This window comes from Mesorhizobium sp. M1273, assembly GCF_040318195.1.
Classification (GTDB): domain Bacteria; phylum Pseudomonadota; class Alphaproteobacteria; order Rhizobiales; family Rhizobiaceae; genus Mesorhizobium.
In genome coordinates, this window is sequence record NZ_JAMYLV010000012.1 from 156,274 (window position 1) to 178,228 (window position 21,955).

A 21,955-nucleotide genomic window follows, 5' to 3' on the forward strand; every position below is an offset into this window, starting at 1 on the left:
GCACGTCTATGGGAGTGTCGTCCATGGCTCTTGCCCACGCCGGTAGCGAGGCAGAACCCATCGAACAATCCAGCCACTCCAAGGCCGAGCAGCACAGCACCAGAGTTTTGATGCTGGGCGCGTTGGGCGTGGTTTACGGCGATATCGGCACGAGCCCAATCTACGCGTTTCGGGAAGCGCTGCACGCATCGTCGGGACCGGTAGCGCGCAACGACGTCCTTGGCGTGCTGTCGCTTATCGTCTGGGCGCTGACGATCATCGTCACGATAAAGTACGTCGCTTTCGTGCTCAGAGCCGACAACAAGGGTGAGGGCGGCACGCTGTCGCTGATGGCGCTTGCGCGCAACGCTTATCCAAAGGGAGCCCGGTTCATTCTGGGGATCGGACTTTGCGGCGCGGCGCTGTTTTTCGGCGACGCCATCATAACGCCGGCCATCTCCGTGCTTTCGGCGGTCGAGGGCCTGGAAGTGGTGACCCCGACGCTGGAAACTTATGTTGTTCCGATCACGCTGATCATCCTGGCAATGCTTTTTGCCGTGCAACGCTTTGGCACCGGCAGGGTGGCGGCCGTGTTCGGACCGGTGACGGCAGCGTGGTTCCTGGCGATCGGTGCCGCCGGGGTCTACCATCTGCTGGACGACCCGTCGGTCCTGCTGGCGATCAATCCCTATTACGCGGTCGCTTATCTGGCCAATACGCCCACCGGTGCGTTCGTCACGGTCGGGGCGGTGTTCCTGGCGGTCACCGGGGCCGAAGCCCTTTATGTCGATCTCGGCCATTTCGGCCGCAGGCCGATCGTGCTGGCGTGGTTCTCCGTGGTGTTCCCTTGTCTGCTCCTCAACTATTTCGGACAAGGCGCGTTCGTTCTGGCCAACGGCGGCAAACCCACCAATCCATTCTTCCAGATGCTGCCGGATTGGGCGCTAATGCCCATGGTTGGGCTGGCCACGGCAGCGACGGTGATCGCCAGTCAGGCGGTGATCTCCGGCGCTTTCTCGCTGACGCGGCAGGCGGTGCAGCTCAATCTGCTGCCACGTATCGAGGTGCAGCATACTTCCGAGATGCAGTCCGGCCAGATCTACATGCCGCGGGTCAATCTGGTGGTCGCGCTGGGCGTGATGTTGCTGGTGGTCGGCTTTGGCAGCTCGAGTTCGCTGGCTTCCGCATATGGCATTTCGGTGACTGGCGAAATGCTGATGACAACCATCCTGTTGTTTGTGGTGATGCGGTTCCGGTGGAAATGGCAGCTTGCACTGGCAGCCGCGCTCACACTGCTGTTCGGCACGATCGATACCGGATTTTTCCTCGCAAACGTCGTCAAGATCCTCGAAGGCGGGTGGGTGTCGATCACGGTCGCCTGCGGCATGGGGCTGATCATGTCCACATGGATACGCGGCACCCGCTATTTGTTCGACAAGACGCGCCGGAACGAGATCCCGCTGGATTTCCTCGCCGGCAATCTGCTGAAGAAGAAGCCGCATCTGGTGTCGGGTACCGCGGTGTTCCTGACCAGCGACCCGCTGAGCGCGCCGACCGCGCTGATGCACAGCCTGAAGCACTACAAGGTGCTGCACGAGCAGAACGTCATCCTTTCGGTGGTGACGGCACCGCAGCCGGTTGTGCCCGACAGCGAGCGCGTCAAGATGGAAATGGTCAACGAGCTGTTCATGCGGGTGACGCTGACCTTCGGCTACATGGAGCAGCCCAACATCCCGCGTGCGCTGGCGATCTGCCGCAAACAGGGCTGGAAGTTCGACATCATGACGACGTCCTTCTTCCTGTCGCGGCGCTCTCTCAAGGCCTCGCCCAATTCCGGCATGCCGGTCTGGCAGGACAAGCTGTTCATCGGGCTGGCGCGCTCGGCGGCCGATGCAACGGAATATTTCCAGATCCCGACCGGACGGGTGGTCGAGATCGGGACGCAGGTGGCTATTTAAAAACGTGTCCGTTGCGACATTCCAGGTGGTCTGCCGATCGGACTGAGTCTGCCAAGTCGTGGAGGGCTCGCAATATCGGGACGGAGCCATTACGTGACGGCACTTGATATTGCAGCGCAGCAAGCGTAGAGCACCGCCCGCTTACCGGAGTGTCGTCCATGGCCCTTACCAATGCTGGTAACGAGGCAGAACCTGTCGAACAATCCAGCCATTCTGAGGTCGAGCAGCACAGCACCAAGGTGCTGATGCTGGGCGCGCTCGGCGTGGTTTACGGCGATATCGGTACCAGCCCGATCTATGCATTTCGCGAGGCGTTGCACGCATCGGCCGGTGGCAACGTCGCCAACCGTGGCGACATCCTCGGCGTGTTGTCGCTGATCATCTGGTCGCTGACGATCACCGTCACCATCAAATACATCATGTTCGTGCTCCGCGCCGACAATCGAGGCGAGGGCGGGGTGCTGTCGCTGATGGCGCTGGCGCGCAACAGTTTCCCGACGCGCTCGGCGGTGATCCTCGGCATCGGCATCGTCGGCGCGGCGCTTTTTTTCGGCGACGCAGTCATTACGCCGGCGATCTCGGTGCTATCGGCGGTCGAAGGTATGAATGTCGTCACGCCGACATTCCAGCCCTATGTGGTGCCGCTGACACTGGCCATCCTGGCGATCCTGTTTGCGGTGCAGCGATTCGGCACCGGCGGCGTAGGTTTGGTGTTCGGGCCAGTCACGGCGCTGTGGTTCCTGGCCATCGGCCTTTCCGGCATTAACCACATCATCGCCGATCCGGAAATCCTGCTGGCGATCAGCCCGCATTACATCGTGTCGTTCCTGGTCAACTCGCCCGATGTCGCCTTCGTCACGGTTGGTGCGGTCTTCCTCGCCGTCACCGGCGCCGAGGCGCTCTATGCCGACCTCGGCCATTTCGGCCGCAAGCCGATCGTACTCGCCTGGCTGGCAATCGTGTTTCCTTGTCTGTTGCTCAACTATGTCGGGCAAGGCGCCTTCGTGCTGGCAAATGGCGGCGTTGTCGGTCATCCATTCTTCGAGATGAACCAGGGCTGGACGCTTATTCCGATGGTCGTGCTGGCGACGGCGGCGACCGTCATCGCCAGCCAGGCGGTGATCTCCGGCGCTTTTTCGCTGACCAGACAGGCGGTGCAGCTCAATATGCTGCCGCGTTTCGTTATCCAGCATACGTCGGAAAAACAGTCGGGCCAGATCTATCTGCCGCGCATCAACCTGATGCTGGCGCTAGTGGTGATGTTGCTGGTGGTCGGCTTCGGCGAATCCAGCCGCCTGGCCTCGGCCTACGGCATTTCGGTGACCGGCAACATGCTGGTGACGAATGTACTGCTTTTTGTTGTGATGACGCGCATCTGGAAATGGCCGCTCGGCGTCGCGATCGCCTTGATGGCCGTGTTCGCCTTCGTCGATACCGGCTTCTTTGCCGCCAACATAGTCAAGGTGTTTGAAGGTGGCTGGGCATCGCTTGCCATCGCCGCAGTTATCGTGATGACTATGTGGACCTGGATCCGCGGCAGCCGCTATTTGTTCGACAAGACGCGCCGGAACGAGATCCCGCTCGATTTCCTCGCCGGCAATCTGCTGAAGAAGAAGCCGCATCTGGTGTCGGGTACCGCGGTGTTCCTGACCAGCGACCCGCTGAGCGCGCCGACGGCGCTGATGCACAGCCTCAAGCACTACAAGGTGCTGCACGAGCAGAACGTCATCCTTTCGGTGGTGACGGCGCCGCAGCCGGTTGTGCCCGACAGCGAGCGCGTCAAGATGGAAATGGTCAACGAGCTGTTCATGCGGGTGACGCTGACCTTCGGCTATATGGAGCAGCCCAACATCCCGCGTGCGCTGGCGATCTGCCGCAAACAGGGCTGGAAGTTCGACATCATGACGACGTCCTTCTTCCTGTCGCGGCGCTCTCTCAAGGCCTCGCCCAATTCCGGCATGCCGGTCTGGCAGGACAAGCTGTTCATCGGGTTGGCGCGCACGGCGGCCGATGCGACGGAATATTTCCAGATCCCGACCGGACGCGTCGTCGAGATCGGAACGCAGGTGGCTATCTAAATAAATGGCCGTGCCCTTCGAAGGGCACGGCCATTTGTCAGGCTCAGCTCACCAGAGCCGCCTTATTTGCCTCAAGAAATTGCTTCAGCGGCCGCGGCTTCCTGCCGGACAGCGTCTCGACCGCGTCGGTCACCATGCTGATGCGGCCGGAGCGTGTGTTGGTGTCGAACGAAACGATGACCGGGGCGAAACCTTCGGGGACGCCGGCTGCCTTCAATCCCCCGGTCAGCGCTTCGTCCGAAAGCTGGACGACCTCGATCGGCTTGCCGGTAACTTCGGTGACGAGGGCCGCGATTTCAGCTGCCGTATAGGCCTGCGGACCCGTCAGAGTGTATGTCTTGCTTTCGGTTGCCCCCGATGCGAGACAGGCGGCGATCGCCGCGGCCATGTCGTCGCGTGCGCCATGGGCAATGCGGCCGTCTCCAGCGGATGTGTACCAGTGCCCCGAGGCGATGGCGTGCGGCAGCGCCATGAACAGGTTCTCCTGATACCAGCCGTTGCGGAAGATGGTGTAGGGGATACCGCTCGCCTTGATCGCCTGCTCGGTGCCGTGGTGATCGGGCGCAAACAGTACCGGCGATCCTGGCTCCGGACTGGGCATCGACGTGTAGAGCAGATGCGAAACGCCGGCGCTTTTTGCGGCGGCGACCGCGGTCTCATGTTGCTTCAGGCGCTTGCCCGGAACGGCGAGCTCGTTTGTCGAAATGATCAGAACCCTGTCCGCGCCGGTAAATGCACTGGCCAACGACGCGGTGTCGTCGAAGTCGACTGCCCGGATGGTGACGCCTCGGGCTGCCAGATCGGCCAGATTTTCCGGATTACGGGTGGCGGCGATGATGCGCTGAGGGGAGACCTTGAGCGTGTCAAGCAGATGATTGATGACGCCGCGGCCAAGCTGGCCGGAGGCGCCGGTGACGAGAAGGGTGTCGGTCATGAGATGTCCTGACGTTGCGCCGGAGCGGCGGGTGCATATGTTAGTCTCAAAAAGAGACCAGCACTAAAATAGGAATTGACCCATCCTCGTAAAGAAGGCAGTTTTGCGGGAGGTAGGCACACCCAGGGAACCAGCCATGGACGGCAAGATCGTCAATCTGAGATCGAAGCTCGAGATATACAAAGCAGGCAGCGGTGGCGGAAACCTTGCGGATTGCCCGGTTCGCGACGTGATCCAGGGCATAAGCAATAAATGGAGTTCACTGTTGATGGAGGCCTTGGCCGAGAAGCCGTACCGCTTCGGCGAATTGCGGCGGCTGGTGCCCGATATTTCACAGCGCATGCTCACCCAGACGCTGCACGATCTGCAGCGCGACGGCTATGTGCATCGCCAGGTGTTCCCGACCAAACCGCCGAGCGTCGAATACAGCCTCACCGATCTCGGGCGCTCGATGTTTGGACCCTTGCATCAGCTGATCCAATGGGCCGAGCTCAATCACGGCGCTGTACGCGAGGCACGGAAGGTTTTCGATGCTGCCGAAGGCTGAGCCTCCAGGCCGAGACGGCGGCTTGATTTAGCGGCGGTGCTGAAGGATTGTCCGGCCTGGGTTGGGGCGGGCAGATGGGCAATTCTCTGGACATCGCGATTGCCGGCGCCGGGCCGGCTGGACTTGCCGCCGCGCTCTATCTCACGCGCGCCGGACATAGGGTCACCATCTTCGAGCGCTTCGACCAGCCACAACCGGTCGGGTCCGGGCTGATCCTGCAGCCGACCGGGCTGACGGTGCTTGCCGATCTCGGCCTGCTCGATGACATTCTGGCGCTGGGCAGCCGCATAGACCGCCTGCATGGTGCAGATGCCAAGACCGGCCGCACAGTGCTCGACGTCCGCTACGATGCCCGGAGTGGCGGCCGCTTCGGGCTGGCGGTGCACCGCGCGGCTCTGTTCGGCGTGCTTTTCCGCGCCGCCCGGCGCCAGGCGCTCACCATTGAGACAGGTATCGAGCTCGAGACGCTGGAAACCGGCGAGCGGGCAACATTGATCTGCGGCAACGGACAACGGATAGGGTCGTTCGACCTGGTCGTGGATGCCAGCGGTTCGCGCTCCAAACTGCGGCGGTGCGTGAACAATCCGGGCGAACCGCGATCGCTCGCCTATGGCGCGTTCTGGGCATCGCTTGGCTGGCGCGGCGAGGGTTTCGACGAGCACGCGCTGCTGCAGCACTACGACAGCGCGAGCGTGATGATCGGCGTGCTGCCAATCGGCCGGCCCGAGCCGGATGCCCAGAAGATGGCGGCATTCTTCTGGAGCCTCAAGCCGGCGGATGCCGAGCGCGTCTGGGCGGCAGGTCTCGAGGCATGGAAGGCGAGATTGGTCGGGCTGTGGCCTGAATGCGCGGCCTTCATCGACCAGATCGACAGTTTCGAGCAGCTCTCGCTGGCGCGCTATGGCCATCACACGATGAAGACGCCAGCCGGACGGCGATTGGCCGTTATCGGCGACGCGGCCCATTCGACAAGCCCGCAGCTCGGGCAGGGCGCGAACATGGCGCTGCTCGATGCAGCCGCGCTCAACTACGCGCTCATAGGAACGGACCGTATCGATACTGCGCTGGAAGCTTACGTTCGGGCGCGGCGATGGCATGTGCGGGTCTTCCAGACGCTGTCGCTGGTGCTGACGCCGTTTTATCAATCGGATTCGATTGTGATGCCGTTCGTCCGCGACAGGCTGGTGGCGACGCTGGCAAAAGTCCCGCCGGCGCCGCAGTTTCTTGCTTCCATGGTTACAGGAACGGTGCCCAATCCATTCAAGCCGATAGGGCTTGCGGAAGCGCTGTGGCCGGATCGCCTTGGCGGATGATTTCCGAAAGGTGCGAACCCTTAGCCTGCAAGAATGCATGGAGGCGTTGCGGATGATCGGGAGCGACCGCGCCCTTCACGGATGGGCGTTTGCGCAACGCCTCGCGCCACACCTGGACATGCGGCTTTCCGTCCAGGATGCCGAAATCGCCGATCCGGTCGAAGACGTCGAAATAGCGAAAAATCGGGCCGTAGACCGCGTCGACCAGTGAAAAGCGCTCGCCGTCGAAGCATGGCCCAGCCGCGCCGTTCGCCAGTTCCACTCCCAGGCGATCGAACATTGCTGCCAGAGCCCCGCGTTCGGCGATGAAGGCGGCTTCGGTGAGAGCTGAATAGAAGCGGCCGATGGCATTGAGGATTGCCGAGCCGAACTCGATCCAGGCGCGATGCCGGGCACGGGCGTAGGGGTCGGTGGGATGCAGCGGATTGGGCTGGGTTTCCTCGAGGAATTCGAGGATGACGAGCGATTCGAAGATCACCGTTTCCTGGCCGTCATGCTCAACGCGGAGCAGCGGCACCTTGCCGAGCGGCGATATCGCCTTGAACCAGGCAGGCTTGTTGGCGAGATCGACCGTGATGCGCTCGAATGGCACGCCCTTTTCGCGAAGCGAAATCGCCGTGCGCTGCACATAGGGGCAAAGATGATGGCTGACGAGAGTGAGCTTGTCGGTCATCTCACTCCCCCCAGACATAGTTCAAAGCACCGTCCTCGACGCGGGTGGAGAGGAACATCAGGCGGGAGCCCTTCGGCGCCGGGCCTTCGAGGCGATCACCGTTCGCCATGTCGAACGAGGCGCCGTGCCACTGGCAGACGAGCTTCCCGTCCTTGCAGTCGAGCGGGCCACCGAAATGCAGGCAGACGTTGGCGGCGGCGCGGATACGCTCGCCGCTGCGGTAGACATGGACCTCGCGGCCGAAAAACGGAGCGATGAGGCTGCCTGTTTCCGGAATGTCGGCGATCTTGCAGATTTCATGCTTCATCGGAATTGCCTCTCGTGATTGATGCGATTGCATCTATATAGATGCATTTGCATCGATCGTCAAGCTTGATGCAATTGCATCTATCGCCTACGATGCAATCATGACCGGGATTCCTTCACCTCCAGCCATCAAGGCCTGGGCCCGCCTGATGCGGGTTTCGCGCCAGTTGTTGGAAAGAGCCGAGGACGCGCTGAAGGACAGTGGCCTGCCGCCGCTTGCCTGGTACGACATCCTGCACGAGCTTGCCGAGGCGGGCGAGGGCGGATTGCGGCCGTTCCAACTCACCGAGCGCACCCTGTTTGCGCAGTACAACATCTCCCGGCTGCTGGCGCGGCTCGAAGCCGACGGGCAGGTCGAGAAGCTTCCAGTTGCCGATGACGGCCGCGGGCAAACAGTCCGCGTCACAGACAAGGGACGCGAGACGCGCCGCCGCATGTGGGCTGTCTACGGCCGGTCGATCGCGGAGTTGGTCGGCTCCCGGCTTTCCAATGTTGAACTGGACGCGCTGTCAGCTCTGCTTGGGCGCCTGCGAGATCCGCCCGCCCTGGAGTGACACGCCTTCATGACGAAGATGGCGACCGATTGGCGAGGTCAGGCACTGCCCAAGAGGAATGCCAACGTCGCCAGAACGCCAAGCCCGACGCGGACCAGATGCAGATTGCCCCATTTGGCGATCAATGTCCGAGCTTCAGGATTGACGGAGTTCGCGTCCATCGCCTCCAGCAACCTATTTGCCGGCATCATCACCAGCAGCGTCCATGGCCAAGGCAGGATGATCAGCACAGCGCCGGCCAGAAAAGCGAGATTGCCGGTCAGCCACCACGCGACGAGGCCTAGAATACAGGCGATGACGGCGATCGAGGCCTGCATGGCGGCGCCGCGCTTGTAGGAAGGCTGCCATTCCTGCAGCAATGCTTTGTCCTCGAGGCGAAGCCGCGCCGGCTGTTCGGCGACGCTGACGTAGATAGCCGCACCCGCGAACACTGCGGTAACGGTCAACGCAAGCAATCCGGCGAGCATGATCAGTGTCTCCCGTGATGCCCCGCATGGAGCAAGCTACAGAAATAAAGGCTTGCGTCGGGTCGGGCAATACGCCATAAAGCCGAACCGTAACGTACGGTACGCCATCGAGCTCGTATCTGAACTGCGGTGAGTTTGCCTCCTGAGGAAAAACTGTGTTGCACGCTGTGACCGACATCGAAACCAGCGAGGCGCTGACGGAGCGGCAGAAGGACGTGCTCGACGCCGCCCTTCGCCTGCTGGTCGAAGAGGGCGATCAGTTGACCATGACCGCCGTGGCGCGGCGGGCGAGCTGCTCGAAGGAGACGCTCTACAAATGGTTCGGCGATCGCGACGGGCTGTTGACGGCAACGGTACAATGGCAGGCGTCCAAGGTGCGGGTAGTGCCGGTCGACCGCAAGGGGCTCGACCTCCCTTCGCTGACGGCGAGCCTCGAACGCTTCGCTTCGGACTGGCTCAAGGTAATTTCGAGCGACACCTCGATCGCGCTGAACAGGGTGGCGGTCGGCCATGCTAGTTCGGGGAAGGACGATCTCGGCGCCATCGTGCTGGAGAACGGCCGCTTCGCACTGGCCCGGCGCCTTAAACCGGTGCTGGAGGCAGGCAAGGAAGCTGGTTTCCTCGAGTTTTCCGACGCGGAGACGGCGTTCCGCACCTTTTTCGGGCTGGTCGCCCGCGACGTGCAGATCCGCCTGCTGCTTGGCGACCGGCTGGAATTGACTGATGCGGCGATCGGCGGCGATGCCGTCCGGGCGACGCAGCAGTTTCTCGCTCTTTACGGGGCAAAAACCGGGCCGCAAGGCCTCTGAATTCAAAACGGGAAGGAACAAAAATGCGTGTCTATTACGATCGCGATGCCGATCTCAACCTGATCAAGGGCAAGAAGGTCGCCATCATCGGCTATGGCAGCCAGGGCAGGGCGCATGCGCTCAACCTTAAGGATTCCGGCGTCAAGGACATCGCCATCGGCCTCAAGGCCGGCTCGGCGACCGCCAAGAAGGTCGAGGCCGACGGGCTCAAGGTGATGAGCGTAGCCGATGCCGCCAAGTGGGCCGACCTGATGATGATGGCCACGCCGGACGAGCTGCAGGCCGACATCTACAAATCCGAGATCGCGCCGAACATCCGCGATGGCGCAGCGATCGCCTTTGCCCACGGCCTCAACGTGCATTTTGGCCTGATCGAGCCCAAAGCTTCGGTTGACGTCGTGATGATCGCGCCGAAGGGGCCTGGCCATACGGTGCGCGGCGAATACCAGAAGGGCGGTGGCGTGCCGTGCCTGGTCGCGGTCAACCAGGACGCTTCGGGCAATGCGCTCGACCTGGCGCTCTCCTATGCCTGCGGCGTTGGCGGCGGCCGCTCGGGCATTATCGAGACCAATTTCCGCGAGGAGTGCGAGACCGACCTGTTCGGCGAGCAGGTGGTGCTGTGCGGCGGCCTGGTCGAATTGATCCGCGCCGGCTTCGAGACACTGGTGGAAGCCGGCTACGCGCCGGAAATGGCCTATTTCGAGTGCCTGCACGAGGTCAAATTGATCGTCGACCTGATCTATGAAGGCGGCATTGCCAACATGAACTACTCGATCTCGAACACCGCCGAATGGGGCGAATATGTCTCGGGCCCGCGCATCATCACTGCCGAGACCAAGGCCGAGATGAAGCGCGTGCTGAAGGATATCCAGACCGGCAAGTTCACCTCGGAATGGATGCAGGAATACCGCGCCGGCATGTCGCGCTTCAAGGGCATCCGCCGCAACAACGACAGCCACCAGATCGAGGAAGTCGGCGCCAAGCTGCGCGCGATGATGCCGTGGATTTCGAAGAACAAGCTGGTCGACAAGGCCAAGAACTGATCGCAATTTCATTGCCGATCAAGAAAGGCCGGCGGAGCGATCCGCCGGCCTTTTCGCATCAAGATCGTGTGGTTTCCAGGCTTCTGGACAGGCGCATTATCCTCATCACCGTGATATGCCTGTGCGGGGCATGGCACAAAAGTGCCAAGGGGGTGAGAGTTGGAACTCAAATTTCTGTTGATCGGGTTTGCCTGCGCGGTTGCCGGCATGCTCTCCCTCGTCACCTTGCTGAAATGGTGGGAGGTGAGGGCGGTCAGCCGCTGGTCTCCGACGCCGGGAAAAATCATCTCGTCGCGGGTCGAGGCCCGCGAAGTGACCAGTTCGGGATCCGGTTCGGACAGCAGAGGGTCGACCGAAATCCGCAACTTCCCGGCAATCACCTTCGAATACAAGGTGAACGGCAAGACATTTCGCAGTTCGCACTACAGCGTGCAGGAGAACCTTGGAAACTTTGCAGTGGCGGAAACCCTTGCGAAATTTCCAAACGGGGCCGGCGTAACCGTCTTCTACAATCCGGCCGATCCAGCCAAGGCGGTGATCGAACGCACCATGCCCGACGGCTCCTTCAAGTTCATGGTCCAGCTTTCGTCCGGGCTGGTGGTCGGCGCGCTTGTATTGGTCTTCTCCGTCGGCGGCCTCCTCGAAGCGATCCGGCCGTTTTTGCCCAGGCCGCAGAACCTCGGCGCCGCTGCCCTGCTGCTTTTCATGGGATTGTTTGTGCTGCGCATGGGCTTTGCCCAGAAGTCACTTGCGGAACAGGCGGCCAAATGGCCGATCACGGCAGGACGCATCGATGCTTCGGGCCTGCAGAAATTCGAGACCCGCGACAGGTCCGGAGGCGGCTATCGGCCCTGGCGGACAGTCTTCAAATCCCGCGTCGTCTACAGCTATAGCGTCGCCGGCCAGCGCTACGCCGCCGATCGCATCGCGTTCGGCGCAAACGTGACGGCTTCGCTGCCGAGCCTCGTCAGCGGTCGATCGCAGCGCTACCTCCAGGGCGACAAGGTCGAGGTCCACTACGATCCCGACAACCCGGTTGCAGCGGTTCTCGAATGCAGGGTTAGCGGGCTTTGGCTCCTGTGGGTCTGCGCAGTTGGCCTCCTCGGTGGAGCCGCGCTGCTGGTAGGCGTCATCTGAAGCTGCTGTCCTAGGCTGCATATCCAGCGGAAAAGACGCCTGTCTTCAGCATCTGACAAGAACTCCGCTGTCGAAGCCAGGCCATGTCAATCTCACCGTCGCCCCGTCGACCACAATATGGATGACACGGGAGAACGGCTCTTCGGCCGACGGGTCGGATCCGTAGCATTGGCTGGCCCGAGCCACCCAGCCCGTAGGCGTCTTGAGAAACGATGCGTGTTCGCAGCCGAGAGCAGGGACCGACAGCGCGTCGCGGTACAATGTGTAGACAGTCTGGCGTTGAACATCCGCAACGGCGGTACAGTTCGATCTGTCCCCGGACCATGTGCCCACATAGGGTTCCGTGGCAAAGGCGCTGCCGCACGTAAATGTTAAGATCGAAATGAGCATCAAGAGATTTCGCATCATCGATTCTTTCTTTTCGACGCGGCCTTGGGCCATGCTAAAGCATCGATGCTCAAACTTCACAATGATGCTGCTCCAAGGGACTTAAATGATCATCCGCAAAGCAGCAGCTATTTTTCTGAGCATGCTGAGCCTGTTGCAAGCAGCGAACGCAACAGAATGCTCGCTCAGCCATGCGACCTATCGCGAGCCGCGTTCGGGAGCGACGATACAGTTCCGGCCAACCAACAACGAGCCGGCCGCGCTGACGACCGAGGTCTTTTCGTTGATCGTGCCCAATACCGACATTCGTCTGCCGTCGGACATTATCTGGACCAATGGCAAGTACTCCTTTCCTGTGGGCACGATCCGGCACACCTGCACCGACGACGATCGTGAGGCTGGTCTCGAGGACGGCACCGGGCTGTGCAGAGTGTGGGATGGGCAGGTCTATGCGTTCAATGCAGGCGGTGCCGAGCAGTTGAATTCCCGCGAAGCCTCGCCGGCACCGGCAGGGTTGCTGTTGCCTGACTTCGGCGCGATTTTTACCGAATGGCCCGATTTCGCCAAAGCCAATCCCGACGGTTCAGCCTGGGACGCCTTTAGTTTGACGGGTTGTAGCGATGAATAGCAAGAGACTGCCGACCTGCATGTTCGCCCTGCCGGTCCTTATTGCCATGGCAACCGGCGCTCGTGCCGACCAAAGCAAGCCGTCGCGTCCGCCTGTCGACAAATGCGCTTGGGAACGGCTGGCGGACAGGGATGTCGGGCTGGCTGCCTGGGTGCAGCGTTGCGATTTCGGTTTTCGCCGGATTCATTTCGAGCTTGGCGGCAATGCTCTTGCCATCAAATACAGCGACGGCGGGCCGGCCGATCCTGTCGTCGAAGTCTTCGATATGCTACCTGGCGAGGCCGCCGATTCTGCGTTGCAGCGCATTTTTACGGAGAAGACCGAGAAAGCCATCAGCACACGTTGCGTGCTCATGCCTTACACCGAAGGGGCGACGCCCGCGCGCATCCTCCGGTATGTTTTCAGTCCCAATGCCGCCTATCGTGAGGAATTGAAGACCGTCGCCAACCCTGACGAGGTCGGCGTACCGCCTTGCGGCGAATGGGGCGAAGCCCCGGACGGCATTCAGTATTTCGAGGTGCAATCACCCGAACTGCGAAAGCTTCTATTCGTTCGCGTCGGCCAGGATGAGCCGCTGTTTGACGAGCAGACACTGCGAGTCCTGCCACCCGGATAGCGCCGGGATCTCAGCCGTAGTGCCAACTGGGCTTTGGTTCGGTACCGGTGAACATCACGCCGATACGATCCTCGCGGCGCCAGCGGACCACGGCCTTGTAGGCAATGCCGTCGGTCGGAACATAGAGCAGGAACTCATCGGGCACGCGCGCGTCGATCGAGACCTTCAATTCGGCGCCGCCGGCGTGCATGTTGCGCAGCGTGCATGTGACCTCGGAATTGCTCACGCCGGTCAGGATCGTCGCGCCCTTCAAGACGCGCTGCCGGTGTTTGTCCCTCTGTTCGTCCTCGGCCATCGCACGCAATCCAGCCATTTTTCGCGTCTCGGGCGTTCTGATCGGGAGGATTATTAGACCTGCCTGATAAAAATAGCGTTATCAGCAGTCGGGACTGGGCGATGTTCGCGGTTCCTGGCTGGAAGAAAAAGGCGCCGCGAAGCACGGCGCCGAATGATGCTTGTTGTCGGCCTGCTTACCTATAGGGCGAGTAGCATTGCTGGCGCGGCCCGTAATAGGGCTGGAAGGTGTTGTCCCAGGCGCGGTACGACCGGTAGCGATTGTAACACCATTGGACATGTGCACTGGAAAGCCGCCCTGCGCGATAATAGCGGCGCGGTGGCGGCGCGTCGTAGTAGTTGTAGCTGTTGTACAGGCTGCCAAGGCCGAGGCCCAGGCCCAAGCCAAGAATCGCGGCACCCGCACCATCATCATAGTAGCCGCCGCGGTAATGGCGGCGATGGTGGCGCCAGCGCCAGCTGTCGTCCCAGCCGCCATTGTCCCAGTGTCTCGAAAAATGACGGCCGCGGAAATTGTGGGACCGCCATCTCCAATCGTCGCCGCCGTGCCATTGCCGAAAGCCGCGATTGCGCCAACGCCAGATCTGCCTGTCATTGCCGCCTGCCCAATCTTCACGAATTTGCACGATGTCGGCAGCGTTGCCCGCCACCGGCAGCAGGGGTTTGGGCATCGGCCCGGCAAGCGACGGGGCCGAGAGGCTGGCGATCAGACCGAGGGCCATCAGCCCGGATCTGACGGAAGATAAAAAGAGCGGTTTCATCGCACTCTCCGAAATTCAGGCCCCACGCCCAGAAACCTCGGGGAAGGGCCTATTGATGGAACTTTCCATCTGAACGGAAGATGAACAAAAAGGTTCCGTCAACCATGGCGAGCGCGCGATCAATCAGAGCCGCCTGGTTTCTGCGCCCTTGTTTTCGGGCGCGCTTGCGGGCAAAGCTCAAAGCCATGTCGCTGCGCCTTGCCACCTTCAACGTCGAAAACCTAATGAACAGGTTTGATTATTCCGGATACCGCAATCAGCTCAACGAAGATCGCACACTGGCGCTTTTCGACATCCAGAGCGAGGCCGAATACAAGATGCTCGAGCAGGCGCGGGCGATCGCGCAGTCCGACGACACGCGCCAGTTGACGGCGCTGGCGATCGCGGCCACCCGCGCCGACATCATCTGCATGCAGGAAGTCGACAATATCGAGGCGCTGAGGGCCTTCGAATATGGCTATCTGTTCAAGATGGTGGGGCAAGGCTACCGGCAGAAATACACCACCGCCGGCAATGATTCGCGCGGCATCGACGTCGCCGTGATGATGCGCAACGAGACCGCGCAGGGCCAGCCAATCGAATTCGTGCGCATGACTAGCTACGCCTATGTCACGTTCGAGCAATTCGGCCTGCACACGGCGGAATTGGCAGCGCTTGGTCACCAGGCCAATGAACGCATCTTCCGACGCGACTGCCTGGAAATCGATCTGACGGTCGCTGGCGCGCCGTTGACGCTGTATCTCGTGCATTTCAAGTCGATGGGCTCGCCCCGTAACGGCCTCGACGGCCGCGAGGCGACAATGCCGCTGCGCATCGCCGAGGCGCAAGCGGTGCGCCGGATCATCGAGGAGCGCTTCGGTAAGGATAATGCCGCCGACAAGCGCTGGGCAATCTGCGGCGACATGAACGACTACCGGCAGCGCGTGAAGATCACTGGCGATGTTTTCGACGGCCATCGCTTCGAGGTGATCGACGAGACCCGGTCCTGCATCGACGTGCTCACTGCCGGCGGTTTTTGCGAAAACACGGTCGAGCGGCGGCCGGAAATGGACCGCTGGACTTTCTATCACACGCGCGGACCGGAAGAGCGGCATCTCTGCCAGCTCGACTACATCCTTTTGTCGAGGGCGCTAGCTAGGCAGAACGCCACCGCCGTTCCCGATATCATCCGTAGCGGGCAGCCTTGGCGCACCATATTTCCGGCGGGCCAGGAGGTCGAGCGCTTCCCACGCGCCGGGTGGGACCGGCCGAAGGCATCCGACCATTGCCCAGTAGCAATTGCCCTCGACATGGTGTGAGACAGGCGTGAGTTTCGATTTGCCGCGCAACGTCATCCTGCCGGTCGATGCCATCGACGTCAGGCTCGATTCCGGCCCGCATCCGTTCGAGCGCGATCATGCCGACGCGATCGCGGCGAACTGGCGGCGTGAGACCGCGGCCAAGCCGGCGCTTTTCGACGGCACCGTGGTGCTGCTTTCCGCTCTCAGCTATCGCGACAATCGCCTAGTCGGCCGTTGCCATGCGGTGCGTTATTCGACCTTCATGCTTTGGCGCAGCAATCGACAGGTGCCTGGCGCCGAACATGCCTACGCGCACGCCATGCTGGTCGCCGGCGACAACGCGTTGGTGGCGATCCGTATGGCACCGCATACGGTCAATGCCGGGCGCGTCTACTTCGCCGCCGGTTCGTTCGAGCCAACCGATTTCCGCGACGGCATTGTTGACGTCGACTTCAACATGATCCGCGAGGTACTGGAGGAAACCGGGCTCGATCTATCAGGTGCGACACGCGGCAGGCGCCATTACGCCCTGTCGACGGCAACCGGCACGGTGATCTTTCGCCGCTACCGCGAGACGGCCTCCGCCGACGACCTCGCACAGCGGATCAGTGCATTCGTCGCCGCCGAATCAGAGCCTGAAATCGAAGGCCCTGTAATCATCCGCAATGCCGCCGATCTGCCGGACGGGCTGATGCCGCATATGAGACCGCTGATCGAATGGCACTTTGCGAGCGAGCAAGGTTTCCAACTCTAACGCCGTAGCCTACCTTCAATAGCCTTGCGGTCGTTGCGGGCGGCAACAAAATACAACAGCAGGCCGAGACCCAGGAGCGCCCCCATCGCTGTTCCCATCGTCTGCCCAATTACCTGCTGGAAGTCAGCGGTGACGCGATCGGGATTCTCCATCCCATAAAGGATCAAATTCCACCAAAGCCCTGCCAAGGCGGCTTCGACGATCACAATCGCCAGAGCCAGTCGCGCTTTCTTGCTCATCCATTGTTCCCCCCTTAGTCCCCAACAGCATTGTTATCATTGCAGAATGTGCTGCGACAAGGGCAGGTTGCATAAAAAATTGGCAGCGTCTGGAGGCGACACTTGCTGCAATGCCTATTCATGCCTCAGCGCGTCGATCGGGTTAAGCCGCGCGCCGCGCAGCGCCGGGAAGAAGCCGAACACCATGCCGATCAGCGCGGAAAAGCCGACAGCAAGCAGGATGACCGCCGGGCTTGGCGCAAACGGGATCGTCAGCGTCAGCGAGGCGAGGCCGGCAAGGGCCAGGCCGATCAGGATGCCGATGATGCCGCCAAGCAGCGACAGCACGGTTGCCTCGACCAGGAACTGGATGAGGATGTGCTTTTCGTGGGCGCCGATGGCGAGCCTGATGCCGATCTCGCGCGTGCGCTCGGTTACCGACACCAGCATGATGTTCATAATGCCGATGCCGCCGACGAGCAGGCTGACGCCGGCGACGGCACCGAGCATGCCAGTCATGGTGGTGGTCGCGCTGGCCATGGCATCGGCGATCTGGGTCATGTCGCGGATCGAGAAATCATCGTCGCGGTCGGGCGTGATGCGGCGTGTGTCGCGCAAGATGTCCTCGACGCGCTGCTGCAGCACCGTGGTTGGCGTACGGTCGTCGGCGGCGACATAGATCGAATCGATGTCGCGATTGCCGGCAATGCGACGCTGATAGGCGGCGAGCGGCATCAGCACGACATTGTCCTGGTCCTGGCCGAAACCGGTATAGCCCTTTGGTTCGAGCAAGCCGATGATCTTGCAGGAAGTGCGGTTGACGCGGATGATCTCGCCTTCAGGGTCGCCGGCGCCGAAGAACTGCTGGCGCACCGTCTCGCCGATGAGGCAGACGCCGGTCCCCGAGCGGGTTTCCGAATCGCTGAACGGACGGCCCGAAACCAGCTTCCAGTCGCGGGCATCGAGATAGACGCTGTCGGTTCCGGTGACGCCCGAGGTCAGGCTTTCGGTGCCGAAAATGACGCGCACCTGCTTTTGCGACGCCGGCGAGATGGCACGCGCGCCGTCCAGATGCGCGACAAGCGCTGCGAGATCTTTGTCGCCCAGCGGTCGGACGACCTGATCGAGCCCTCCAGGTCCGCCAGGCCCGGCCGGACGGCCGGAACGGATGACGAGCAGATTGCTGCCGAGCTTGGAAATGTCGGATTTGACCTTCTCGGTGGTGCCCGAGCCGATGGTCAGCATGGCGATGACGGCGGCGACGCCGATGACGATGCCGAGCAGCGTCAGGAACGAGCGCAGCACGTTGCGGCGGATGGAGCGGAGCGAGAGGCGAACGGTTTCCCAGATCATGGCTAGGCCATCTCGAGATTGGCTGTGTCCAAGGCGACATGGCCATCGAGGAAACGGATCGTGCGCTGCGCATAGCCGGCAACATCGGCTTCGTGCGTGACCATGGCGATAGTCAGCCCGAGCTCGCTGTTCAGCTGCGTCAGGAGTTCCATGATCTCGTGCGTGCGTGCGGTGTCGAGATTGCCGGTCGGCTCGTCGGCAACGAGCAGCGTCGGCCTGGTGACGATGGCGCGGGCGATCGCCACGCGCTGCTGCTGGCCGCCGGACAGCTCGGCTGGCGTATGATGCTCGCGGCCGACAAGGCCGACCTCGGCAAGCGCCTGCATGGCAAGGCCGCGACGCTCGCGGGCACCAACGCCGCGGTAGATCAGCGGCAGTTCGACATTCTCCGCCGCCGTGGTGCGAGGCAAGAGGTTGTAGCCTTGGAAGACGAAGCCGACATAGAGGTTGCGCAGTACGGCGCGGCGATTGCGATCGAGACGGCCGGCGTCGATGCCTTCGAAGCTGTAGGTCCCAGCGGTCGGCGTGTCGAGGCAGCCAATGATGTTCATGGCCGTCGATTTGCCCGAACCGGACGGACCCATAATGGCGATGAATTCGCCGCGCCTGATGGCGAGGTCGACGCCGGCCAGCGCATGCACCCGGGCTTCGCCCTGGCCATAGCTTTTCCAGACCTTGTCGAAGCCTATGAGGGTGGTCGCGCCCGATGCCACGATCAGCTCCGCTGCTGCGAGGCGGTAATGACTTGCGCGCCTTCCTCCAGGCCGGAGACGATCTCGGTCAGTTCTCCGTCTGTCGAGCCGACCCTGACGTTGACCGGATGCGGCCGCCCATTCTCCAGCACGTAGAGCGTGCGCGAGCCGTCGGTGGGCTTCGCCGCCGCCTGGTGCTGGCGGTTGCCGCCGGGGCGTCCCATGCGGCCGGTGAACAGGTCGGTGAGGCTCCAGCCGCGCTCCGCCGTCTGCGCCGGCCGGTAGCGGAAGGCGATCGATGGCACGGTGAGCACGTTCTTGGCCTGCTTGGTGACGACCGAGACGGTGGCTGTCATGCCGGGCCGCAACAGAAGCTCGCTATTGTCGACGTCGAGCCTTGCATCATAGGTAACGACACCGTCGGTGGTGACCGAGGCATAGGAGATGTCGCGGATCTCGGCGTCGAACGGCCGTTCGGGGAACGCGTCGACGGTGAAGCGCGCATGCTGGCCGGGTTTGACGGCGCCGATATCGGCCTCGTCGACCGCCGCCTTCAATTCCATGTTCTTCAAATCCGCGGCGATGACGAACAGCACCGGCGCCTGCAGCGAGGAGGCGACCGTCTGGCCGGGGTCGACCGAGCGCGTCAGTATGATGCCGTCGATCGGAGCGTAGATGGTACTCTTGGCAAGATCCGTCTGTTGCGCCTTGAGATCGGCATTGGCCATGGCGAGGTTGGCTTTGGCGATATCAAGCGCCGCCTTCGAGCGGTCGCGGGTGGCGGTTGCCGCTTCGAGCGACTGGTCCGTCGCCATGCCGCGCTTGGTCAGTTGCGCCGCGCGCACCAGCGCCTTTTCGTTTTCGGCCAGGGTCACGGTGGCGTCCTCGACGCTCGCCGCCGCTGCCTTGGCGGAGGCCTGGGCGCGCTCGATCTGCACCTCCAGCTTTGCGGTGTCGAGCGCGGCCAGCACATCGCCCTTCTTCACCAGCTGGTTCTCGTTGACCGAAACCGAGCGGACGACGCCGGAGAGTTCGCTGGAAATATCGACCTGGGTGAGAGGCTGCAGCGCGCCGGTAGCCGAAACGGCGACGGTAAGGTCGGCCATGGCGGCCAGTGTCGTGGTATACTCGATCTTGGCGGGCGAGCCCGCATACCACTGGTAGCCGACGACACTCGCGGCGACGGCAAGCAGTGCGAACACTGCGTAACCCCAACCGCGACGGCGTTTTGTCTTCAGGCCCTGGTGGTCGAGCCCGAGCGCCGTCTCGATGGCGGAAGCGGATTCCGTCTTTGGCAGATTGACAATCTGGTCCACGCCGGACCCCTATGTTCAGTGATATCCCATCAGTGCACAAATCAGGCCTTATGGTTCAAAATTCAAATTAAATTTCGCTCATGTTGGGAATGAGGCAGAGGACTTACTGAGATGCAGCCGCGGAATTACTTGCTTTACGACGTATTCACCACCAACCGGCTGGCCGGCAATCCGCTGGCCGTGGTGCTCGACTGTGACGGGCTGGACGTTGCGGCGATGCAGGCGGTGGCGCGCGAGTTCAACCTGTCCGAAACCGTCTTCGTGCTGCCGCCGGATAATCCGAAGCACCGGGCCCGCATCCGTATCTTCACGCCCGACTATGAAATGCCGTTCGCCGGCCACCCAACCGTCGGCTCGGCGATAGCGCTCGCCGAAATGGCGGGAGAGGCGGCCGGCATCTTCGTGCTCGAGGAGAATATCGGCCCGGTGCGCTGCGCTGTCAGCAAGCACGACGGTTCGACCTTTGCCGAGTTCGACCTGGCGAAACTGCCGGCGCAGCTGGCATTGTCGGCCGATCCCGAGGCGATCGGCGCCGCCCTTGGCCTCGGACCGCACGAGATCGGCTTCGAGAACCACCGCGTTTCGTTCTGGTCGGCTGGCGTGCCTTACGTGACCATCCCCGTCGCCAATCTGGAGGCGGCTGCCCGGATCAGGCTGGACAACCAGGCGTGGTCGGAACTGGCACCGCGTAAAAGCGAATGGGCCTTCGCCAGCCCCTATGTCTATTGCCGCGAGACGGTGCACCACGACAGTGCCTTCCATGTCCGCATGATGGTGCCCGGCAATCCGTCCTACGAAGACCCGGCGACCGGTTCGGCGGCGGCCGCCTTCGCCGGCGCGATCATGCATTTCGACGGCCCGACGGACGGCGTTTCACAACTGTGGATCGAGCAGGGGCTGGAGATGGGCCGGCCTTCGCGCATCCGCCTCGAACTGAATGTCGAAGGCGGCAAACTGGCGGCCGCCCGCATCGGCGGCCATGCGGTCAAGGTGGCGGAAGGCAGGCTTTTTGTTTGACGGGCGCGGCACTTCGGCGATTTGTCGGGAAATGAATCCCACGGGGCTGGACATGGCGGATGTCGGCGGCTATATGCCCGCCAACGCCGGTTTTTCCGGCCGAGTGGGTGCGTAGCTCAGTTGGTAGAGCAGCTGACTCTTAATCAGCGGGTCCACAGTTCAATCCTGTGCGCACCCACCAAAAATCTCCAGGATTTGGTGGAAGGACCTTAACGAGCTGGGAACGCGAGACGGCGTTTTGCAGGTTTGCACGTATCAGCCAGCTGCGGTCGGCTCGCCCGACTATTGGATGGTGGGCCTCAGATAGGTCAGGATTGCTCGCGTTATGGCTATCACGCCGTCGACGGCATCGAAGTTTGTTTTGCTCTTGCCTGCGATCCATTCGAGTTCAGGATGCCTGGGCAGTCGAAGTGCATTGAATAGCGCCTCGCCCGAGAGACCGCCCACTCCAAAGGATGTAGGTTCATCGTCTGCGTAGTAAGGAAAGTGAAAATCCAGCCGGATAGGCCCACCATATCCAAGCTTAAAGGTCATTATGACTGTAACATCGTGACCAAATCTGTCCTCAAAAATTCCGCAGAACCTAAGGTCCTTGGCATCATAGCTATGCCACTGCGTCGATAATCCCAAAGAATCCCCAAGCCCTGAGGGTATGCGCTTTCAGTTCTTTGCGATTGGGGAATTTTGCCTCTTCAGAGTTGTGTGCGTCAAGTTCTGCAAAATGGCGTGGCATTGCGTTGACGTCGGCGTGTCCGCCGCGCAGCCCCCGTGTTTAGCGGAGCGGCGGACACATGACGGTGCTCAGGCGGCCAGGGCCCTCAGGCTCTCCTTCTTGTGCTCG

Annotated in this window: 25 protein-coding genes and 1 tRNA gene; 14 read left to right on the forward strand and 12 right to left on the reverse strand. The window is 61.9% G+C overall.

What is annotated here, in order from left to right; all coding sequences use genetic code 11:
* The first annotated feature begins 23 nt into the window (after positions 1-23).
* A complete protein-coding gene (locus NKH30_RS15585; RefSeq protein WP_352539580.1) occupies positions 24-1,937 on the forward strand; it encodes a potassium transporter Kup in 1,914 nt (637 codons plus the stop codon).
* Positions 1,938-2,095: 158 nt separating this feature from the next.
* Entirely contained in the window at positions 2,096-4,015 is a 1,920-nt protein-coding gene (locus tag NKH30_RS15590; RefSeq protein ID WP_352450049.1) for a potassium transporter Kup, read from the forward strand.
* Between the two features lie 43 nt (positions 4,016-4,058).
* Here the strand turns inward: NKH30_RS15590 and NKH30_RS15595 are convergent, their stop codons facing one another.
* Positions 4,059-4,949: an SDR family oxidoreductase gene (locus NKH30_RS15595; RefSeq protein WP_352996075.1), complete on the reverse strand. Its 891-nt coding sequence runs from the start codon at positions 4,947-4,949 to the stop codon at positions 4,059-4,061.
* Between the two features lie 136 nt (positions 4,950-5,085).
* On the opposite strand from NKH30_RS15595, the gene NKH30_RS15600 reads away from it, so the two are divergent.
* Positions 5,086-5,496 (forward strand): winged helix-turn-helix transcriptional regulator, encoded by a 411-nt coding sequence (locus tag NKH30_RS15600; RefSeq protein ID WP_352466906.1) that lies wholly within the window; start codon positions 5,086-5,088, stop codon positions 5,494-5,496.
* Between the two features lie 74 nt (positions 5,497-5,570).
* Positions 5,571-6,809 (forward strand): FAD-dependent oxidoreductase, encoded by a 1,239-nt coding sequence (locus NKH30_RS15605; protein WP_352996077.1) that lies wholly within the window; start codon positions 5,571-5,573, stop codon positions 6,807-6,809.
* On the opposite strand, the gene NKH30_RS15610 is transcribed toward NKH30_RS15605, so the two are convergent.
* The gene (locus NKH30_RS15610; RefSeq protein WP_352768912.1) at positions 6,757-7,482 is read right to left on the reverse strand and encodes a glutathione S-transferase family protein; all 726 of its coding nucleotides are present in this window, start codon (positions 7,480-7,482) and stop codon (positions 6,757-6,759) included. The genes NKH30_RS15605 and NKH30_RS15610 overlap by 53 nt on opposite strands.
* Before the next feature lies 1 nt (position 7,483).
* Positions 7,484-7,789 (reverse strand): Rieske (2Fe-2S) protein, encoded by a 306-nt coding sequence (locus NKH30_RS15615; RefSeq protein ID WP_352470198.1) that lies wholly within the window; start codon positions 7,787-7,789, stop codon positions 7,484-7,486.
* Between the two features lie 100 nt (positions 7,790-7,889).
* Here NKH30_RS15615 and NKH30_RS15620 point away from each other — a divergent pair, with 100 nt between their 5' ends.
* Complete coding sequence (locus NKH30_RS15620; protein ID WP_352539585.1) at positions 7,890-8,342, forward strand: MarR family winged helix-turn-helix transcriptional regulator; 453 nt, start codon at positions 7,890-7,892, stop codon at positions 8,340-8,342.
* A 38-nt stretch (positions 8,343-8,380) separates the two neighbouring features.
* Here the strand turns inward: NKH30_RS15620 and NKH30_RS15625 are convergent, their stop codons facing one another.
* Positions 8,381-8,809 carry an anthrone oxygenase family protein gene (locus NKH30_RS15625; protein WP_352768909.1) on the reverse strand — a complete coding sequence of 143 codons (429 nt, stop codon included), beginning with the start codon at positions 8,807-8,809 and terminating at the stop codon, positions 8,381-8,383.
* Positions 8,810-8,964: 155 nt separating this feature from the next.
* On the opposite strand from NKH30_RS15625, the gene NKH30_RS15630 reads away from it, so the two are divergent.
* The 5 genes from NKH30_RS15630 to NKH30_RS15650 all read left to right on the forward strand — a co-directional run bounded on the left by NKH30_RS15630 (position 8,965) and on the right by NKH30_RS15650 (position 13,429).
* Positions 8,965-9,618 (forward strand): TetR/AcrR family transcriptional regulator, encoded by a 654-nt coding sequence (locus NKH30_RS15630; protein ID WP_352539587.1) that lies wholly within the window; start codon positions 8,965-8,967, stop codon positions 9,616-9,618.
* A 23-nt stretch (positions 9,619-9,641) separates the two neighbouring features.
* Positions 9,642-10,661: a ketol-acid reductoisomerase gene (ilvC, locus tag NKH30_RS15635; RefSeq protein ID WP_023676662.1), complete on the forward strand. Its 1,020-nt coding sequence runs from the start codon at positions 9,642-9,644 to the stop codon at positions 10,659-10,661.
* Positions 10,662-10,820: 159 nt separating this feature from the next.
* On the forward strand, positions 10,821-11,798 hold the full coding sequence (locus tag NKH30_RS15640; protein WP_352996079.1) for a DUF3592 domain-containing protein: 978 nt from the start codon (positions 10,821-10,823) through the stop codon (positions 11,796-11,798).
* 493 nt (positions 11,799-12,291) lie between these two features.
* Complete coding sequence (locus NKH30_RS15645; protein WP_352996081.1) at positions 12,292-12,813, forward strand: hypothetical protein; 522 nt, start codon at positions 12,292-12,294, stop codon at positions 12,811-12,813.
* Positions 12,806-13,429 (forward strand): hypothetical protein, encoded by a 624-nt coding sequence (locus NKH30_RS15650; RefSeq protein ID WP_352996083.1) that lies wholly within the window; start codon positions 12,806-12,808, stop codon positions 13,427-13,429. The genes NKH30_RS15645 and NKH30_RS15650 overlap by 8 nt, the downstream gene beginning before the upstream one ends.
* Positions 13,430-13,439: 10 nt before the next feature.
* Here NKH30_RS15650 and NKH30_RS15655 read toward each other — a convergent pair whose 3' ends face one another.
* From NKH30_RS15655 to NKH30_RS15665, 3 genes are all read right to left on the reverse strand, one after another.
* Entirely contained in the window at positions 13,440-13,724 is a 285-nt protein-coding gene (locus tag NKH30_RS15655; protein ID WP_352470452.1) for a PilZ domain-containing protein, read from the reverse strand.
* 175 nt (positions 13,725-13,899) lie between these two features.
* Complete coding sequence (locus tag NKH30_RS15660; RefSeq protein ID WP_352539591.1) at positions 13,900-14,484, reverse strand: BA14K family protein; 585 nt, start codon at positions 14,482-14,484, stop codon at positions 13,900-13,902.
* Between the two features lie 49 nt (positions 14,485-14,533).
* On the reverse strand, positions 14,534-14,671 hold the full coding sequence (locus tag NKH30_RS15665; protein ID WP_352470206.1) for a hypothetical protein: 138 nt from the start codon (positions 14,669-14,671) through the stop codon (positions 14,534-14,536).
* Here NKH30_RS15665 and NKH30_RS15670 point away from each other — a divergent pair.
* Positions 14,670-15,782, forward strand: a complete 1,113-nt coding sequence (locus NKH30_RS15670; protein ID WP_352539592.1) for an endonuclease/exonuclease/phosphatase family protein — start codon at positions 14,670-14,672, stop codon at positions 15,780-15,782. The genes NKH30_RS15665 and NKH30_RS15670 overlap by 2 nt on opposite strands.
* Positions 15,783-15,789: 7 nt before the next feature.
* Positions 15,790-16,518, forward strand: a complete 729-nt coding sequence (locus NKH30_RS15675) for a hypothetical protein (RefSeq protein WP_352539593.1) — start codon at positions 15,790-15,792, stop codon at positions 16,516-16,518.
* On the opposite strand, the gene NKH30_RS15680 is transcribed toward NKH30_RS15675, so the two are convergent.
* The 4 genes from NKH30_RS15680 to NKH30_RS15695 all read right to left on the reverse strand — a co-directional run bounded on the left by NKH30_RS15680 (position 16,515) and on the right by NKH30_RS15695 (position 20,097).
* Entirely contained in the window at positions 16,515-16,757 is a 243-nt protein-coding gene (locus NKH30_RS15680; RefSeq protein WP_352996085.1) for a hypothetical protein, read from the reverse strand. The two genes, NKH30_RS15675 and NKH30_RS15680, sit on opposite strands and share 4 nt — an antisense overlap.
* Positions 16,758-16,871: 114 nt before the next feature.
* Positions 16,872-18,089, reverse strand: a complete 1,218-nt coding sequence (locus NKH30_RS15685) for an ABC transporter permease (RefSeq protein WP_352815349.1) — start codon at positions 18,087-18,089, stop codon at positions 16,872-16,874.
* A gap of 2 nt (positions 18,090-18,091) precedes the next feature.
* On the reverse strand, positions 18,092-18,802 hold the full coding sequence (locus NKH30_RS15690; RefSeq protein ID WP_352681709.1) for an ABC transporter ATP-binding protein: 711 nt from the start codon (positions 18,800-18,802) through the stop codon (positions 18,092-18,094).
* Positions 18,803-18,804: 2 nt separating this feature from the next.
* A complete protein-coding gene (locus tag NKH30_RS15695) occupies positions 18,805-20,097 on the reverse strand; it encodes an efflux RND transporter periplasmic adaptor subunit (protein WP_352539596.1) in 1,293 nt (430 codons plus the stop codon).
* Between the two features lie 111 nt (positions 20,098-20,208).
* Here NKH30_RS15695 and NKH30_RS15700 point away from each other — a divergent pair, with 111 nt between their 5' ends.
* Together NKH30_RS15700 and NKH30_RS15705 are read left to right on the forward strand one after the other, a co-directional pair.
* The gene (locus tag NKH30_RS15700; RefSeq protein WP_352742374.1) at positions 20,209-21,114 is read left to right on the forward strand and encodes a PhzF family phenazine biosynthesis protein; all 906 of its coding nucleotides are present in this window, start codon (positions 20,209-20,211) and stop codon (positions 21,112-21,114) included.
* 105 nt (positions 21,115-21,219) lie between these two features.
* Positions 21,220-21,295: transfer RNA gene (locus NKH30_RS15705), tRNA-Lys, on the forward strand.
* Positions 21,296-21,396: 101 nt separating this feature from the next.
* On the opposite strand, the gene NKH30_RS15710 is transcribed toward NKH30_RS15705, so the two are convergent.
* Positions 21,397-21,648, reverse strand: coding sequence for a hypothetical protein (locus NKH30_RS15710; RefSeq protein WP_352996087.1), 252 nt, complete (start codon positions 21,646-21,648; stop codon positions 21,397-21,399).
* Positions 21,649-21,955: the final 307 nt, after the last annotated feature.